Annotated in this window: 11 protein-coding genes; 10 read left to right on the top strand and 1 reads right to left on the bottom strand. The window is 58.9% G+C overall.

Annotation, left to right across the window (positions count from 1 at the left end):
- Positions 1 to 179 precede the first annotated feature (179 nt).
- The 10 genes from WCO56_22800 (at position 180) to WCO56_22755 (ending at position 17,375) form a co-directional block, all read left to right on the top strand.
- Entirely contained in the window at positions 180 to 7,004 is a 6,825-nt protein-coding gene (locus tag WCO56_22800) for an RHS repeat-associated core domain-containing protein (protein ID MEI7732418.1), read from the top strand.
- A 195-nt stretch (positions 7,005 to 7,199) separates the two neighbouring features.
- Positions 7,200 to 9,905 carry a hypothetical protein gene (locus WCO56_22795; GenBank protein MEI7732417.1) on the top strand — a complete coding sequence of 902 codons (2,706 nt, stop codon included), beginning with the start codon at positions 7,200 to 7,202 and terminating at the stop codon, positions 9,903 to 9,905.
- A 128-nt stretch (positions 9,906 to 10,033) separates the two neighbouring features.
- Positions 10,034 to 10,288 carry a hypothetical protein gene (locus WCO56_22790; protein MEI7732416.1) on the top strand — a complete coding sequence of 85 codons (255 nt, stop codon included), beginning with the start codon at positions 10,034 to 10,036 and terminating at the stop codon, positions 10,286 to 10,288.
- A complete protein-coding gene (locus WCO56_22785; GenBank protein ID MEI7732415.1) occupies positions 10,285 to 10,722 on the top strand; it encodes a type II toxin-antitoxin system VapC family toxin in 438 nt (145 codons plus the stop codon). The genes WCO56_22790 and WCO56_22785 overlap by 4 nt, the downstream gene beginning before the upstream one ends.
- 111 nt (positions 10,723 to 10,833) lie before the next feature.
- A complete protein-coding gene (gene nifS, locus WCO56_22780) occupies positions 10,834 to 12,078 on the top strand; it encodes a cysteine desulfurase NifS (protein ID MEI7732414.1) in 1,245 nt (414 codons plus the stop codon).
- A gap of 143 nt (positions 12,079 to 12,221) precedes the next feature.
- Positions 12,222 to 12,881 carry a translation initiation factor IF-3 gene (gene infC / locus WCO56_22775; protein MEI7732413.1) on the top strand — a complete coding sequence of 220 codons (660 nt, stop codon included), beginning with the start codon at positions 12,222 to 12,224 and terminating at the stop codon, positions 12,879 to 12,881.
- 4 nt (positions 12,882 to 12,885) lie between these two features.
- Positions 12,886 to 13,083 (top strand): 30S ribosomal protein S21, encoded by a 198-nt coding sequence (gene rpsU, locus WCO56_22770; GenBank protein ID MEI7732412.1) that lies wholly within the window; start codon positions 12,886 to 12,888, stop codon positions 13,081 to 13,083.
- A gap of 63 nt (positions 13,084 to 13,146) precedes the next feature.
- Positions 13,147 to 13,734, top strand: coding sequence for a tetratricopeptide repeat protein (locus WCO56_22765; GenBank protein ID MEI7732411.1), 588 nt, complete (start codon positions 13,147 to 13,149; stop codon positions 13,732 to 13,734).
- Positions 13,735 to 13,836: 102 nt separating this feature from the next.
- Positions 13,837 to 16,038 (top strand): ribonuclease R, encoded by a 2,202-nt coding sequence (rnr, locus tag WCO56_22760; GenBank protein ID MEI7732410.1) that lies wholly within the window; start codon positions 13,837 to 13,839, stop codon positions 16,036 to 16,038.
- Positions 16,039 to 16,088: 50 nt separating this feature from the next.
- Positions 16,089 to 17,375: a hypothetical protein gene (locus tag WCO56_22755; protein MEI7732409.1), complete on the top strand. Its 1,287-nt coding sequence runs from the start codon at positions 16,089 to 16,091 to the stop codon at positions 17,373 to 17,375.
- 76 nt (positions 17,376 to 17,451) lie between these two features.
- On the opposite strand, the gene WCO56_22750 is transcribed toward WCO56_22755, so the two are convergent.
- The coding region (locus tag WCO56_22750) for a TatD family hydrolase (protein MEI7732408.1) at positions 17,452 to 18,354 on the bottom strand (903 nt) is incomplete at its 5' end.

Below are 18,354 nucleotides of genomic sequence, written 5' to 3'. Positions count from 1 at the left end.
TCAACCAGGGCACGATTTCCGCCGACGTCAGCGGTGGGACCATTACGGTTAACGCCAACAGTTTTCAAAATACGGGCATCATTTTTGCTGCTGCCGGAACCGTGGGGCTTCCATCGAGCGGCTTTCAAAACAGCGGCAGCTTGGAGGCGGGTGGCGGTGGAGTTCTGAACGTTCCCCAAATGCCGTCAACCTCTGGGAACATCATCTCCCTGGCGGGCGGCACAGTGAACTTGCAAAACTCGGTTTATTTTAACGGGGCCAACTCGTTGATCAGCCAGGCGGGCGGCACGGTTCAGGTCACCGCGAGTGTGCTGGGCAATACCAGGAATCTTGGCCAGTTTGCCCCGCTGGGCACGCTAGTTCTCAATGGCGCCGGCACCCTCGCTTCACCGCAAGCTCTGGAAGTGATGGGGGCGGACCTGGGCAGTTCGCAACTGGGCTTCATTCACAACTTCAACTACGGGACCATCACCCTGGGCAACAACACCTATGTGCAACTCATTGATCAGTACCCAAATTCCAGTGGTACGGGGCATGAGGCGCTCTACGTCAACTCGCTAGTGGTTCCATCTGGGTGCACACTAGATCTGAATGGCTTTCACGTTTACGCGCGTGGGGTGCAGATTGGGGGAAGGGTGCTGCGTGGCACGGTGACCCAGATTCCTAACAGCGGCCCCGTCGGTTTCAACAACCCGGCCCTGGGGAATATTGCAGCTGCGGGCCAGTTGGATCAGTGGACGTTCTTTGCGCGAGCCGGACAACTTTACAGTGTGCTGGTTGATCCAGGCAGCGGGAGCGGTGTGCCGCCTTACTTGGGTTACGTGGAAGTGATGGTGGTGGACACGAATGAGGTTGTGCTGGCTTCGAATACGAACACCAGCAATGGCGCGGCCGTGCTGCTCTCCAGCATCGCCGTCACCAACGATGCCACCTACCGCATCCAAGTGCATGCTTCGACGGTTGCCCCCGCCAGCACGGGGCATTATATGGTCACGGTGTGGCAAACAACGCCGAACGTGATGCCGTTGCCGTTGGGCCAGATTGTGAGCGGTAGCATCCAAACCCCATTCAGCGTGGACCAGTGGAACTTTGGCGAGGTTTCAAACCAGCAGGTGCGCTTCCACCTGGTCAACCTGTCCGGGTCGGGAATTGGTTTCGATCTGCGCGGGCCCAATGGCTGGCAGGGGTTCACCAATCTCGCCACGGACTCGGATTTTGTCACCTTGCCCACCTCAGGGAATTATTCGGTCCAGGCGCACAGTCTAAACGGGCAGTATGGGGCGATCTACGCCTTTGAATTGGTTGGCACGGCCATCACCAACCTGGCTTTGGGAACGCCGTTCCAGGGGCAATTTGCCGCTAGTGGCCAGGCACAATTGTTCCAGTTCAACGTACCCGCCACCGCGCCATTCGTGGTGGCGGTGAACAATTTGATCGGGAACAATCACTGCCTGGTTTATGCCCGGTTCGGACTCCCCCCCACCCCGTCAACCTACGATTTTAGCGCGACCGCCCCGTCCGTTCCCAGGCAGCAATTGCTCGTTCCAATGGCGACGGCGGGCAACTGGTATGTGCTGGTTTATGCGGACAACATTCAGACCCCAGGCGATTACACGGTCGCGGCCTCGTCGGGGGCGGTGTTGCTGGCTTCCGTCACCCCGAACCGCACTGGGAGGAACGCACCATCTACACTGACGCTGAGCGGCTCTGGTTTCGATGGGTCAAGCGCAGTCCAATTTGTGGATAGCTCGAACAACGTCTTTGGCGCGACTTCAATTTCTGTGGACTCGTTCACCCAAATCACCGCCACCGAAGCGGCTGGGGCGTTGCCGCCGGGAACCTATTCGGTGCGCGTTTCGCTGGGAGCCGGGGCTTCGGTGACCTTGAGCAACGCCTTCCAGGTGCTGGCCAACGGGGCCCCAAACCTGGTGACCTCGCTCACCCTGCCGGCTGCCGTCGGGAATCACATGCCGGCGACGATCTATCCCCAATACGCCAACACGGGCGATGCCGCGATGCCGGCGCCGCTGCTGGTGTTGAACGCGACGAGGAATGGGCTATCGGGTGCGTTTCTGACGCTGGATAGCACGCTGGTGGCCCAGGGACTATGGACCTCCGCGCGCCCAGCGGGGCTGTTTAGCGCCATCCAGTTCCTGGCCTCCGGCCAGACGCCCGGGATGTTGCAGCCCGGCGAGTCTTTCAACGTGCCGGTCTATTACGCGGGCTGGCAACAACCCTGGGATTTCAGTCATCCGTTGATCAATTGGAATCTGGGCGTGGTCAAGGCGGACGACCCGACGCCGACAGACTGGAACTCTCTGCAAACGAACATGCAGCCCTCCACGATCCCCAACGACGCCTGGGCCGCCGTTTGGGTGGCCTTCACCAACCGGGTCGGTTCAACCTGGGGCGATTACGTGACCATGCTGGACAACAACGCTGCTTATTTAGGCCGCCTCGGACTGAACGTGTCCGATCTCAACAAACTGCTGACCTTCCAGCTTATGCAGGCGGACGGCCTGTGCCCGCTGCGAACCCTGGCCTCCTCCGTGGATGCCTCCGTAGCCGCCCCAGGCTTGCCGCTGACGTTCACCCGGTCTTTCGGAGAACCCATTTCCCAACGCTACACGCTCGGCCCGCTGGGCCGGGGCTGGTCGCATAACTGGCAGTACTCCCTGCAACTAGGCAGCGATGGCACGGTGACGATTTTCGGTCCCGGCGGCTCCCAGCGTACATTCCAACCGGACACGCGAGGCGGCTACTTTGCGCAGGCCGGAGATTATGGCACCCTGGCTGCGGCGGGTGGCGGGGCATTCACCGTGACAGAGAAGTCGGGAATGGTCTCGTTTTATCAAGCCGATGGCAAACTGAGCTTTGTGGAGGATTTGAACGGTAATCGCATCACGCTGGGCTACGCCGGCACTTTGCTTGCGAGCCTGACCCATTCCTCGGGCCAGAGCATTCAGATTGCCTACAATGCAGCCGGGCGCATCCAAACCCTGACCGACAACCTGGGACGCCAGACCGTTCTGAGCTACGATGGCGGTAACGAACACCTGCTGACCGCCCAATACTTCGATGGCCGTACCACTACCTACACTTACACAGATCCGCAGTCCGCAACCGCCAATCCGCAATTGGCGCACGCGCTGACCGCCGTTGCCAGTTCCTGCTGCAACTGGCGCTATTTCACTTACGATGCCGTTGGGCGGCTGGCCGGCAGCTATCTGGGCGGCAATAATGAAGCGGTGACCTTTGGTTACGAGGTCGGCGGCAAGGTGACCGTCACGGATGCCCTCGGCAATGCCACGAAGTTTTACTATGACCATCACGGGCTCCTCGCCAAGACCGAAGATGCTCTGGGCAATGCCGTGCATAAGTCTTTTGACGACACGTACAATCTGGTCGCGATGATGGACCCAACCGGGCGCTCGCAGACTTACAGCTATGATGCGCAAGGGAATGTGATCAAGAGCACCGATTCGCTAGCGCACAGCACGCAGTTCAAATTCATCGGCCCCTATAACCGGCTCGCCTCGGTAACCGACGCGAAAGGCAACGCCACCCGTTACGCCTACGACCCCTACGGCAACCTGCAAATGACCACGTACGCGGATGGCAGTGTGGAGAGTTGGAGCTATGACTTTAGGGGCAACATGCAAACCAGGAACAGCCGCCGGGGACGCCAGACCTTTTACACGTCGGACAATAGCGGGCGGGTCACCGGCAAGTATTTTGCCGATGGCTCCTCCACGGTCTACGCCTATGATGCCAAGGGCAACCTGACCAACACCACCACGTACGATACCCAGCTCAACCCGCTGGAAACGGTTAGCATGGCGTATGACGCCAGCAACCGCCTGGCCCGGATGGATTATCCGGGCGGAAAACTCCTGGCCTTCACCTACGACGCAGCCACAGGCCGGCGTCTCAGCAGCCTGGATCAGACTGGCCACCGGCTGAATTACTATTACGACGTGGCTGGCCGGCTGCAGAGCATGACGAACGAATTGAACGCCCCGGTCGTGCTTTATCAGTATGACCCAGCCGGGCGCCTGGCAGCCAAGACGCTCGGCAACGGGATGTTCACCACCTACCAATACGATCCCGCCGGCCAGCTTCTCAACCTGACGAACGCCCTCGCCAACGGCACCATGATTTCCCGGTTCAATTACAGCTACGACACCCGCGGGCGGCGGACTGCCATGGGTTCACTCGATGGCAACTGGGCGTACACATACGACGACCTCGGCCAGTTGACCCATGCGGTATTCGCCACCGCCACCACCAATATCGCCAACCAGGATTTGCTCTATGTTTATGACGCGGTCGGCAACCGCATTCAGACCGTTGAAAACGGAGTCACCAACAACTACACGGCAAACAACCTCAACCAGTATGTCGCGGTCGGCGCTACCAATTACACCTTCGATGCGGATGGCAACCTGATCAAGGAAGTGTCGGCCCAGGGAACGACCTCGTACACTTACAACGATGAAAACCGGCTGCTGGGGGTAACGTCACCGCAAGGAACCTGGAATTACGGGTACGACGGATTGGGAAATCGAGCCGCGATAACACAGAATGCTATAACTACACGTTTTGTGGCTGATCCCGCTGGGTTGGGAAACGTCGTCGGAGAGTATGACGGAAGCGGTAATTTGGCAGCCCATTACGACCATGCCATTGGCTTGCTGGCTCGAATCGACGCATCCGGCAGCACAGCGCGCTACACGTTTGATGCGTTGGGAAATGTTCAACAAATGGTTACCGATGCCGGTTTCATTGGTAACGCTTATGCCTACTCGCCATTCGGAGGTTTACTAAGAAAAATAGAGTCGCTACCGAATCCCTTTCAGTTTGTTGGTCGGTTTGGAGTGCAAACTGAGCAAAACGGGCTTCAATTTATGCGGGCTCGATATTATGTGCCAGCGGTTGGCAGCTTTGCGTCTGAAGATCCCCTGGGAATGCTGACGGGAGATGCTAATGTGAGGCGCTACGTTGGAAATTTTCCAACGGCTATAATCGACCCGGCCGGAACGTGCGGTTGTAGTCCTTGGGCTCAGGCAGGTCTCGGCGTCGGAATGGTAGCGGCTGGGACTGCTGTTATAGGTGGCGGTGCCTATGCTGCTGGAGCCGCAATGAGTGTGGCAGTCGAGGCAGGAGCAGTCGGAGTAGTGGTTTGGGCAATGGGTGCCTATGGCACATACGGGACCACCATCAATAACGCCATTTTTGATCCCAACGCTCCGCCTGGAACGGCAGGATACGGTGATATTTCTGCCTGGCTTTTGCACCTGTTTGTTCCTAACGCGCCCCCTGGGCAAGGTGTTGCCGGTTGGTCCTGGGATAAGGTGCAGCCTTGTTTGAGTGAGATGGTTCAGACCGCGCTTACGGGCGGATGCTCCCTACCTCCTCCACCAGTGGTGCCACCTCCGCCGCCGGGCGGCCCCAGTGGTTCCGGCGGTTCCGGCGGTCCTGGTGGTCCTGGAGGTTTTGGCGGCGGCGGTGGTGCCAGCGGCGCAACTGGAGTTACCACGGCCACAGACCCGAACCAAATGACCGGGCCCGCCGGTTACGGCCCGAACGGTTTTTGGGCCGCGGCCAGCACCTTGGCGTACCGCATAGATTTTGAGAACTTCACCAACGCCTCCGCGCCCGCTCAACAGGTGATCATCACGGATCAGCTCAGCACCAACTACGATTGGAGCACGTTTAATGTGGCGGAGATTGGGTTTGGCGATCGTTTGATTGCCCTGCCGCCGGGGACGGCGTCGTTTGCGACCAATGTGGCGGTGAGCTATCTGGGCACCAATTTCCAGGTGCAAATCCAGGTGGGGATCAATCCCGCTTCGGGTTTGGTAACGGCCACGTTCCGGTCCATTGATCCCAACACCAGCCTACCGCCGCCGGTGAGCATCGGTTTCCTGCCCCCCGAAGATGGCACCGGGCGTGGCCAGGGGCATGTCAATTACACCATCCACGCCAAGGCCGGTTTGCCCACGGGCGTGCAATTGCGCAACGTGGCGCTGATCTCGTTCGACGGCCAGCCGGCGATTGCGACGGACCAGATTGATGACTTCAACCCGGCGGCCGGAACCAATCCCGCCAAGGAAGCCTTGCTCACGATTGACGCCGTTGCCCCCACCAGCCACGTCCTGACGTTGCCGTCGCAAAGCCCGTCCCTCCAAATCCCGCTCTCCTGGACCGGTGCCGACGATGCGGGCGGTTCGGGCATAGCCACTTACAGCGTCTCTGTTTCGGATAATGGCGGCCCGTGGACCCTTTGGGTGGCCGCCAGCAGCAGCACGGCCGGAACGTTCAGCGCGCAGCCCAACCACACCTACGGGTTCTACAGCGTGGCCCGAGATAATGCCGGGAACCTGGAGCAAGCCCACTTGGCGGCAGACGCCACAACCACCGTCACCGCCGCGCCAGTGCTGAATACAACGGTCAGTTACTCCGCCACGAATTTGAATTATGGCGACTCGTTTAATTACACCATCACCGTGCGCAACATCGGCAACCTGAACCTGACCGGCGTGGTGATGAGCAACCAAGTCCCAGCCGAACTGACGGTGCAGTGGGCCTATTTTGGTCGCGGCGGCTGCCTCATTGGCGACAACTGGGTTTATTGGACGCTGGGAAGCTTGGCACGAAATGCCAGTGCCTCAATGAACGTGGTCGTAACCGCCACCGGTTTTGGAACGGTGACCAACGCGATTCGGTGTACGGATGACACCGGCTTTGCCGCCACCAGCAGCCGCCAAGCCATCCATATCAGCCTGCCGCAGCCCCGTCTGGCCATCGGTCAATCCAACCACCAGAGCTTGCTCAACTGGAGCGATCCCTCCGGCCTGTTTGCCCTTCAGGGCACCACAAACTTGGGCCAACAAACGGCCTGGTTTTTGATCTCCAACACACCGGCCCTCAACGGCAGCCAGCGGACGGTGATCCTTTCACCGTCCGCTGGCAATCTGTTCTTCCGGTTATCGACCCCATGACGAGCGTCAGCCGTTGAGCACGGGGCCACAAGGATAGTTGAGGTTTGTGGGAAAGGGATTGGCCGCCACGGCTGCCCGCATGGCCAGAATCTGGTCTGGATTGATCCTCAGTACTTTCACGAGCTGGTTTCCGACCAGCGCTGGGACCCGCAGTTGTGAATTGCCAAAGGTGGAGCCGCTTGCTATAGAACACCCATGTCAAACATTTCACTGCGCTCGGTATTACCGGCCATCGCCATGCTGTGGCTGCTGGCCAGCCAGCCTTTGCGGGCCGGATGGGTATGGATCGAGGGGGAAAGCCCCACGGCAAACAAGATGAACCGGCATCCGTGGTGGTATGACCAGGTCAAGCGCGACCAGTTGTCGGGGGGCGACTTTCTTTCGAACTTCAACAAGGACAAACCGGGCGAGGCCGAGTATCGGTTCAAGGCGCCCAAGGAGGGGACCTATGATTTCTGGCTGCGTGCCAACCCGGTGAAATCCAAGCTGGCCTGGGCGCTGAACGGCGGGACCACCACCGAGGTGAACTTTCAGGGCGAGAAATACGGGGAGGTCAACCTCGCCCAGGACGGCAAACCGGATTTGCGTTTTATCGCCTGGATCAAGGTGGGCAAGGTCACGCTGAAAGCCGGTGATAATAGTATTCGTTTCAACACCGCAGGCGGGACGGACAATCACGGTCTGATTGATTGTTTCCTGTTCATTGATGAGCCGTTCCAACCGATGGGCACCGCCAAGCCGGACCAGATGGGGGCAGAATTATCGCGGCTGGCGAAGGAAAACCAAGGTTGGCAACCATGGAACCCGACGCCCGACGATTTCCATGACAGCCCGATGGATCTCCGGTTTCTCAACGAAAAGTTTGCGGGTGAGCACGGTCCCATTGGCGCCAAGGATGGGCATTTTATCATGACGGGGAACGGTCAACCGGTTCGCTTCTGGGCCGTGAACGGGCCGCCCCACGACGCCACCAGTCCAGCGGCTCTGCGGAACGCCGCCAAGCTGTTGGCCAAGCACGGCGTGAATCTGGTGCGTTCGCACGGCGGCCTGTTTGACGGCAAAACCGGGGAACTCAAGGCGGAAACCATCGCCCACCGGCAGGAAATCGTGGAGGCCATGAAGGCCGAGGGCATTTACACACATTTCTCGATCTACTTTCCGTTATGGCTGTCCCCCAAGCCGGGCGATGGATTTTTGCCGGGTTATGATGGCAAACAACATCCGTTTGCCGTGCACATGTACAACCCGCAATTCATCGAGCGGCATCAAGCCTGGTTCCGGGCCCTACTGCTGACGCCCAATCCCAAAACCGGGAAACGGCTGGTGGATGATCCCGCTGTCTTTGGGCTGGAGATCGTGAATGAAGATTCGTTTTTCTTTTGGACCTTTGATGAGAAGAACATCCCCGATGTCCAACTGCGTCCGTTGGAAAAGCAGTTCGGCGATTGGCTGATCAAGAAGTATGGCAGCCTGGAGCAGGCGCGCGCAGCCTGGGGGAACGTGACCGTCAAACGCGATGCGCCCGCCGAAGGGCGCATGGGCTTCCGCCCATTGTGGGCGGTGGTCAATGAACGCAAAGTGCGCGATCAGGATACCGCGCGGTTCCTCTACGAAGTGCAATCCCGCTATTACGCCGCCATGTACCAGTTCCTGCGCAAGCTGGGTTTTCGCGGCGTCATTAATGCCTCGAACTGGACCACCGCCAGCCCGGAATACCTGGGGCCGCTGGAAAAGATGAGCTATGCGGAATGCGATTTCATTGACCGGCACGGTTATTTTGGCTGCGGGCACAAGGGAAGCAACGCGGAATGGTCCATGCGGGATGGCCACACCTACAGCGACCGCAGCGCGCTGCGGTTCGAGAACGAGTCGCCAGGGAAACCCCGGCAGTTCAATCATCCGGTGATGGAAATCAAATACGCCGGCAAACCCTCGATGATTTCCGAAACGACCTTCACCCGCCCCAACCGATACCGCTCCGAAGCGCCGCTTTACTACGCCGCCTATGGCGCGTTGCAGGATACGGATGCTCAGATCCACTTCGCCTTCGATGGCGTTGGTTGGAACGTGAAACCTGGCTTCTGGATGCAGCCGTGGACCTTGATGTCGCCCGCCATGATGGGGCAATTTCCAGCCGCCGCATTGCTTTACCGGCAAGGGCTGGTAAGCACCGGAAAAGTCTTGGCGGAAGTGGAATTAAATAAAGACGAACTGCTGGCCCTGAAGGGTACGCCCTTGCCACAGGACGCCGCGTTTGACGAACTGCGCCTGAAGGACGTTCCTGCCGCAGCGGAGGTCAAACCAGGCCAACGGCTTGACCCGTTGCTGCATTATGCGGGTCAAGCGGCGGTGCGTTTTGTCACCGGCCCAGGCAGCACCAAACTGGCGGACCTGAAGCCATACATCAACCGCCCGGCACAAAGCGTCACCAGCAGCACGGGTGAACTCAAGCTGGATTACGGCAAAGGGGTGCTAACCTTGAACGCCGCCAAAGCGCAAGGCTTGAGCGGAGCACTGCAAGCCAACGGCCCAGCCGACCTGCACGACCTGGCCATCGAATCCGGCATGAAACTCGGCCACATCATTGCCGTGGCGTTGGATAATCAACCGCTGGCCACTTCCAGCCGCATTCTGCTGCAAGTGATGTCCGAGGAAAAAAATGGCGGGTTCCAGACCGAATCCCTGGCCAGCCAAAAACGCATCGCCAGCATTGGCAAAGATCCCTGGCAGTTCAAGGAATTCACCGGCACGGTAAAATTCAAGCGTCCAGACGCAGCCCAGCTAAAGGTAACCCCGCTGGACCTGAATGGTTATCCCACTTCCGGAACGGTCGGCAACGCACGGGAAATCAAACTGCTGCCGGCCACAGCATACTATTGGATATCCAGTGACAAACGCTGAAATGAGGGGGCTAATTCACTTTATTGACATCCCAAGGGTATAGTATTAATTTATCGGTGTGAGACCGGTTTGGATCATCATGGTTACAACCGGCATTGCGAATAGAAAATGACCTGTGAATTACAGTCATGAATAAGGTACTGGAAATTGAATCGGCGCTTCAACAGTTGCCAGCGCAAGCCAAATGGGAAATCGCCCGCTGGCTGCTCGACGATTTGCAAGGCACAGGCAAGGAGGTCCTTCAGAAAACAGAGGGACCTTCCCCCGGTGCCGCATCCTTGCCTGTTGCGCTCCCTGACTACGCGGCCCGCCGATATAAAATTTTCGGGAATAAAGTCCTGCCAAACTTGATTTTGACCACCCGAGAACAGGAACGCTGGTGAAAACATACGCCGACACCAGCGTTTTATTTTCTCTCTATGCCACCGACGCAAACTCGCCCAAGGCGGATGCGGGGCGCAAAGTCACTCCGGTCCCGCTGCCTTTCACTGTGTTTCACCGGCTCGAACTCCGTAACGCGATGAGTCTCGCGGTTTTCCAGCAACGGATTACCCCCATCGAAGCACAACTGAGCTGGCAGGAAGTGGAGAACGACTTGATTGCCGGCCTGCTGGTTCCATGTCATGGGCCGTGGCATCGTATCTTTCAAGCAGCCGAACAGATGGCACAGAATCATACAGCAGTCGTAGGCTGTCGGACTTTGGACATTATTCACGTTGCCTCTGCCTCGGTTCTGGGCTCCACGGATTTCTGTACTTTGGACCAGCGCCAACTTGATCTGGGACGCCGACTGGGGCTCACGGTGGTCTATCCATAAACTTATAAACTTAAATTGACACCTTATTTTGCCACTTGCGCTTCGCCGGATGTCTATTAATCTTTAACCAGACAAGTTTAGTCCTGTTTAAGGGCTGGGAAAACAAAAACTATGGATAAAAAGGTTTATTATTTTGATAACAACGCCACCACCCGGGTTGCACCCGAGGTGGTGCAGGCGATGGTGCCGTTTTTGAGCGAATACTGGGGCAACCCGTCCAGCGCGTACTCCTTTGGCAGCCTCGTGCATAAGCACGTCGAGGAGGCCCGCGCACAAGTGGCAGCGCTCATCAATGCCGATCCCAAGGAAGTCGTGTTCACCAGTTGCGGCACGGAGAGCAACAACGCCGCAATCCACAGCGCACTCATCACCCAGCCGGATAAGAAGCACGTCCTGACCACGGCAGTCGAGCACTCCGCCAACATCAATTTTGGCGAATACCTGCGCAAACGCGGTTACGATGTCACCTTCCTGCCGGTGGAATCCGATGGTTCGCTCGACTTGAACCAGTTGGAAAAATCCATCCGCCCAGACACCGCCATCGTCTCCGTCATGTACGCCAACAACGAGACCGGCGTGGTTTTCCCGATCGCGGAAATCGCGAAGATTTGCCAGCACAAGAAAGTGCTGTTCCATACGGATGCCGTGCAGACGCCCGGCAAACTCAAGCTCGACGTCAAGGAGCTGGGCGTGGACTTTCTATCTCTCTCGGCCCACAAACTGCATGCCCCCAAGGGCATTGGCCTGCTTTACGTGAAGCGGCGCATCAAGTTTCAACCGTACATCATTGGCGGGCATCAGGAGCGCGGCCGGCGCGGCGGCACGGAAAACGTGGCCAACATCATCGCCTTCGGGAAGGCGGCGGAATTGGCCATGGCTTCGCTGGAGGATGAGAACACCCGGGTGCGCGCTTTGCGGGACCGGTTGGAGCAGACCATCCTAGCCACCATTCCGCACACCTATCGCAACGGCCCCAAGGAACCGCGGCTGCCCAACACCACCAACATCGCGTTTGATTTTGTCGAAGCGGAAGCCGTGCTGATGCTGCTGGATCAAGCCGGCATTTGCGCTTCCAGCGGATCAGCCTGCACCACTGGTTCGCTCGATCCATCACACGTCCTGACCGCCATGGGGCTCAACCCGATGCGCGCGCGCGGCAGCGTGCGTTTCAGCCTGGGGGTCTATAATACGGCGGAAGACGTGGACTACCTGCTGCAACAACTGCCCAAGATCATCAAGAAGTTGCGCGACATTTCCCCGCTGAATCCAGAGCATCCGGACAACGAGCAGTACGATATCGGAGCCGCCCGGGTAAAGCACGAGTCCGACCTGGCTAAAGCGATCGGGGCCGAATAGGTGGAAAATATATAAAGAATTCGCTTTATGGAGCCGGTAAAGCCGGATATGCTGGTCTTTGCGTCTTCCAACCGGCGGCGATTCGCTTGGCGAGGACATATATACGAACATTCAATGAGTATTAAGCAAATGGCGGGTGCAGCGTGAGTCGGCCTTTTACGCCGCGCAATTATTCCACCGCGCCCCAGCACAGGCTGAATGGTAAAATCCGTGCCCGGGAAATCCGGGTGATCGGTGTTGACAATCAGCAAATCGGTGTCCATTCCCTGACCGATGCGTTACGCATGGCGCAAAACCTAGGTGTGGACTTGGTGGAAATAGCGGCGCAAGCCGTGCCGCCGGTATGCCGCCTGGTGGATTACGGTAAATTTCGCTACGAAGAATCCAAGAAACAGAAAAAATCCAGCGAAAGTGCGCGCATCCAATTAAAGGAAATTCAACTTCGCCCCGGTATCGCGGAAAACGATTATAACACCAAGATTACGCATGCCCGTGAGTTCCTGGAGGAGGGCTTGCCGGTCAAGGCGGTAATGCGATTGCGCGGACGGGAAATGCGCCACCCGGAGATTGGCCAGAAGTTAATGGAAAAACTGGTCGCCGACTTGGCCGCCTTTGGTCGGACGGACGCCGCCCCCAAACGCGTGGAGCGCAACATTAATGTCATGCTGCGTCCACTGCCACGCCAGCAGCGCGGCAAACCTGCGGGTTCAGAGCGCGAGGTCAATGCGGCCCCAACCAAGCCCGCTACTCCCCTGCCCGCCCCGGTAGCTACCCCACCATCCACTCCAGAACCCAATATTTAATTTTATGACCGAAATCATACTACGCAAAAAAGAACCAGTAGATAAGGCGCTTCGCCGCCTCAAGAAGAAACTGGAACGGGAACAAACGCTGGTCCAGTACCGCAACCATCGGCGCTATGAGAAACCCAGCGCAAAGAAACGCCGCAAACAGAAGGCAGCCCGCTTCACGGCGATGTTGAAGGCGCGCCACGCGGATGATTAGTCGGCGCCTCCTCCCACGGAATCCTGTCCCCAAGCGGAATTATCAGCATTCGGTTTGTGCCGAATGCCAACTTGGGTTAGAGTACCAGTGATGGGCATCGCGTTTATTGGCCGTTGGCTAAGCCGCTTCAGGAAGCTTGACAGGTTTACCGGTGCGGGCACAGAGGTTCAGGAACCGGGCGAGGCGGAGGTGCTGTTCAGCCTCGGGGACACGTTTGCCGATGAGGACAGCAAAACCCATGACCCTGCGCGTGCGCTGGAGTGCTATGAAAAAGCCGCCAGCCTCGGTCATGCCGGGGCGCAATGCCGCTTGGGTGTCTTATACGGTCAGGGTGGCGGGAGCGGGCAGGACGAGGAACTGGCTTTGCAGTGGCTGTGCAAGGCGGCGAATCAAGGCCACGCGGAAGCGCAATACCATTTGGGCGTGCGGCAAACCCGGGCCAGCCGGGTGCCGCAGGCTGATACGTCAGAATGCCGGGCCGAGGCCTTTAAATGGCTTGAGCTGGCCACTGCGCAGCATTTTACCGGCGCTGAAATGGCGCGGGACTTTGTCGCAATGCAGATGACCCGGAAAGAAATTGTGGAGGGCGGACGTAGGGCGGTGTGCTTCGCTTTGGCCATGGCCAAAGTGATCAAGCCCCTTGCCCAATAGCGGGCGCATGGCCGGGAAAAGGCCGGCGTTCCAAGAATCTTTTGCCTTCCAAAGCCTGTTTTCCGACTGTAAAAAGCTCCCCAACGGTGTTATACTGATATTATGTACGACCTGATTTTAAAATTGCTTCAGCGCAAAAACTATTCCCCTTCCAACGTGCCCGAACTGCTGCGGGCGCTGGAATTACGCCCCAACCAACAGCAGGAACTGCAGCAGGTGCTGAGCGACCTCGAACGCAACGGCCAGGTGGTGCGCACCAAGGGCAACCGCTACATCCAGGCCCGCGAAGCCGACCTCGTGCCGGGCGTGATCCAGATCAACCGCCAGGGCAAAGGGTTCCTCCAGCCGGACGAGCCGGGCCTGCCGGAGATCGTCGTGATCGAGAGTGCCACCGGCACCGCCATGCACGGCGACCGCGTATTGGTGCGGCGCGACGTGAAGCCACAGGGGCTGCGTTCCGCCCCGGCCGAAGAACTCACGGGCGCGGTGGTGCGCATCCTGGAGCGCAAGCGCACCCAGATCGTCGGCACCTTGCAGCAAAGCCGCCAGTTCCTGTTTGTGATTCCCGATGACCCGCGCATCCCGCACGACATTTATGTGACGCCGCCGCGCGATCTCGGTCGTCCGGCCAATCCCGGCGACAAAGTCGTGGTCGAGATGGTGGCCTGGGAATCCCGCCACACCAACCCCGAAGGTGAACTCATCGAAATCCTGGGGCCGCCGGACGCGGAGGGGGTGGACATGCTTTCCGTCCTGCGCCAGTACCAACTGCCGCTGCACTTTCCCAAGCCGGTGCTGCAAGAGGCCGACGCCATCGCCGCCACCGGGGTGCCCCGGGGCGACGAACTGAAGGGCCGCGTGGATTGCCGCGCGCACCAAGTCATCACCATTGACCCGGATGACGCGAAAGACTTTGACGACGCCATCTGCTTGGAGCGGGTCAACGGGGATCGCGTCAAGCTGTGGGTGCACATCGCCGATGTTTCGCATTACGTCAAGCCGGGCAGTGCGCTCGATGTCGAGGCGCGCAAGCGCGGCAATTCCACCTACCTGGTGGATCGCGTTATCCCGATGTTGCCCGAGGCGCTCAGCAACGAGCTTTGCTCGCTCAAACCGGGCGTGGACCGCCTGACCAAGTGCGTCGAGTTCCTGCTCACGAACGACGGAGCCGTGCTCCAGACCCGCTTTTACCCGGCGATCATTCATTCCAAGCGCCGCTACACCTACCAGGAAGTTTTCGCGCTGCTCCAGCAGCCGCCCGCCGACCCGCTCGCCCAGCAACTGCACCAGGCGCATGCGCTGGCGCAACGCATCCGCCGCGCCCGCTTCAAGGCCGGTTCACTGGACCTGGATTTCCCGGAAAATAAAATCCGACTGGACGCGCAGGGGCGCGTGCTGCGGATTGAGCGGGTGGAGAACGATCATTCGCACCAGCTCATTGAGGAATACATGCTGCTGGCCAACGAGGCGGTCGCCACGCGTCTGCTGCAACTGCGCCGGCCCGCCCCCCACCGCGTGCATGAGGCCCCGGCCGAGCGCCGCCTGCGGGATTACCGCGAGGAAGTGCTGAGCCACCGGATCCCCTGCGGCAACCTGAACCATCGCACCGAGGTGCAGAAGCTCCTGCAACGACTCTCCACGCTGCCCATCGGCCCGGCGCTGAAGATCGGTTTCCTGCGCTCGCTCATGCGCGCCCGCTACGCCATCGAGCCGCTGGGGCACTACGGCTTGAGCAAGGCCAAGTACGCCCATTTCACCTCGCCGATCCGCCGCTACGCCGATCTCGCGGTCCACCGCGCCCTCTTCGATACGCATCAGGAATCGCCCCGCACGCTGAAAGAAGTGGCCAATCACCTTTCCGAGACCGAGCGCAATTCGTCGGACGCCGAGCGGGACAGCAAAGAGGTCAAGCTCTTCGCCTTTCTGGAATCCCAGCTCAAGGTGGGGCCGCGCCACACCTATGACGCGCTGGTCACGGACGTACGCAACTTCGGGTTCTTCGTTTCCGTGACGGACCTGGGCATGAGCGGCCTGGTACACCTCTCCTCGCTCACAGATGATTTCTTTGTGTTCGAGCCAGAGCGCAGCCATCTCATTGGCCGACGCTCCCGACGCGTAATTCAACTGGGCGACCGCGTGGTGGTGCAGATCTTCAAGGTGGACCGCTTCAAGAAGCAGGTGGATTTTGAACTCGTCAAGCGTCCCGCGCCCAAAGCCGCCGCTGGAGCGGGCCGGAAGCGCTTCCCGGAGCGCGGATCTTTTCAAACAACGTCGCACGGAAAATCGCGATTCAGAACCGGATAAGGGAACCATGCGATTTGATAACGACTGATGAAATTCAAAGAGAACCTGATATGAAAAAGAACCTTGGCTTGGTGGCGTTGACGCTGTTGCTTTTGAGCCAAACGCCGGCGGCGAATGCCAGTGCTTCGGCCCCGGAAGCATGGAGCCCATCCACCAGCCCGACGCTGAGTACCAATCAGCCTGCCGACCTGCTGATCAACGAGCGAGCGTTTGAAGTCTTTCAACACGGGGTGAAGCCGGACTGGGGATACCCGCGTCCCCAGCAGGATACCTTCATTGTGGTTCATCCCAAAAATGAACGTCCGAATGCGCCCTTGTACGTCGTGCTGCATTCGGCGGGACATGATGTCGTGTCCTGCTTGAAATGCACCCGCCAGGTTGGCAACCATGACATCTATCGTTCGCCGGATGATTTCTATGCGCTGTACCTCGACTGCCGTGCCAACAAGGGGGATTGGTGGTGGGGCGGCATGCATTTGGGGGATACCAACTTGATCAAAAAGAATTCCGGCGCCGAGCTTATGCCAGTCGAAAAGCGGGTGCTGGATTCGATCCAATGGGTGATCGCGAAATACCAGATTGATACGAACCGGGTTTATCTATGCGGGAACTCGATGGGCGGCAGCGGCACACTCGGAATCGGGCTGCGTCATGGGGATGTGTTTGCCGCCATGAAGGCGAATGTGCCGGCTGGCATCGAACATGTTTCCCAGCGGATGTATTTTCCACCGCAAGTGGTGCCGGAGCAGGTCCGGCTACCCGATCCGCCGGTGACCATTGATTATTCCGCCCAGAATGACCGCTGGTCGGCCGGCCATGACCGGTTTGTGGCGGCCATGAATGACCGGAAGTACGCGCTGTATTTCTATTGGGGACCGTTCGGCCATGCCAACAACCACGCCGCGATCGAGAAGGTCAACGACTTGATCAATTCGTTCGACTGGCTGAGTGTCAAAAAGAACGAGGCTTACCCGGTTTTTGCCAATGCTTCCGGCAATGGCAAGCTGCCGTGGCCCGATGATCTGAACAGCAAATCCGTGGGCCAGCTCAACGCCTTTTTCCGTTGGAAAAACCTCAGCGACACCAAGGGAAAACTGGAGCTGTCGCTGTTCCTGATTACGCCGGCCGCGCTCAAGACGACGTTTGAAATCCCTGGGGAAGCGACCGCCGATGTTTCCCTGCGCCGGGTTCAGAACCTGGCGGTCAAGCCGGGGCAGGAATTCACCTGGACCTTTGGCGCCGTCAAAGGCAAAGGCAGCGCCGATGCCAACGGACTCATCACCCTGCCGGGCTTGAAAATCACTGCCGAGCCGACCACGCTGACGGTGAGTCGTTAGGCGGGATTCTTCCTGATCAGCCATCGCCTTTTCATCGCCGGCCCGCCTTTGCGTTGATTGTGGAGGGCGAACTGGCTCAATGTGCGCGGTTCATTTTCGGGAAGAACTGCTCCGCGGTGGCGCAGGTCGCGGCGGAAAGATCCGCCAGCGAACATTGTTTGACTTGGGCTGCCATCATGGCGGTTTCCCGCGTGAAGGCCGGTTCGCAACGGCGGATCTTCTGGGCGCGAAACGGCTCGGGGGTCAAATAAGGGCAGTCCGTTTCCAGCATGAACCGGTCGAGGGGACAGGCAGTGAGCGCGTCCCGGATGTTTTGGCCATTCTTATAAGTGAGGATACCAGTGAAACTGACCAGTGAACCCAAGGCCAGGATGCGCTGCAGGTTGTCCGGAGTCTCGGCAAAACAATGAAACACGCTCCGCAGCCGGGCGGCGAAGGGGGCGAACAAGGCCAGAACTTCGTCAAAGCACGGGCCACGCTGATGAATGACCACGTTTAGCCCGGTTTCGACGGCCACTTCCAAATGCTGTGCGAACAAGCGGGCCTGGTTGCGCTTGAGCTGATCATCGTCCGCCAGGGTCCCCCGCTTTTCCTTGCTCGGCAGGTGATAGTAATCCAGGCCGGTTTCGCCCAAGGCGACCACTTTGGGATGGACGGCCATTTGGCGCAGGGTGGGACGAATATCCTCCGGGGCGGCGTTGGCATCGCTGGGGTGCCAACCGACCACCGCGTAAAGGCAATCATGTTGCTCAGCCAGTTGGATGACCCGTTCGCTGCTGGCCAGATCGGTGGCCACACAGACGATGCGCGTGATGCCCGCCGCTTGGGCGCGGTCGAGCACTTGTGGTAAATCCTGGCTGAAGGGCGGAGTGGCCAGGTGCGCGTGTGTATCGTAAAAGTGACTCATGCTTGTGTATGGATGGCCTAGTTCGGTGCCGCCTTGCCTGGCGACCAAGCCGAACGGGCTATTCGCATGGCC

This window comes from Verrucomicrobiota bacterium (assembly GCA_037139415.1).
Taxonomy (GTDB): Bacteria; Verrucomicrobiota; Verrucomicrobiia; order Limisphaerales; family Fontisphaeraceae; genus JBAXGN01.
Note: the sequence above shows the minus strand (reverse complement) of the source record. Positions and strands in the feature narration are given on the sequence as shown.